Source organism: Glaciimonas sp. Gout2, from assembly GCF_035018905.1.
Taxonomy (GTDB): Bacteria; Pseudomonadota; Gammaproteobacteria; order Burkholderiales; family Burkholderiaceae_D; genus Glaciimonas.
Genome location: NZ_JASJXA010000151.1, coordinates 1 through 263, shown reverse-complemented (window position 1 = coordinate 263; position 263 = coordinate 1). Strand labels below are relative to the sequence as shown.

The 263-nt window shown below is 42.6% G+C and carries 1 protein-coding gene; it reads left to right on the top strand.

Annotated features, from left to right (window positions below; all coding sequences use genetic code 11):
• Positions 1 to 27 precede the first annotated feature (27 nt).
• The coding region (locus QN379_RS23555) for a hypothetical protein (protein WP_323507783.1) at positions 28 to 263 on the top strand (236 nt) is incomplete at its 3' end.

Below are 263 nucleotides of genomic sequence, written 5' to 3'. Positions count from 1 at the left end.
GGCCCTAAGCGGAACAGGAAATTAATTATGTCAAATTTAAAATGCCGTATGGCAAAAAGTTTTTTGATGGTGGCGGTTGCGTCGATAGTAACGGGATGTGCTGTGCCTCGCGCCGTTCAAACGACCCAAGAGCTGTCAAATCAAGGTCATTTGGAAGAAGCAATCGATGTTTTGCAAAAGGCAAAAAAAGAAAATCCTGAGGACATGCGTCTTGATAGTGCCATGTTTAAACAGGTCGATAAACTAGTCGGACGTTATTATCA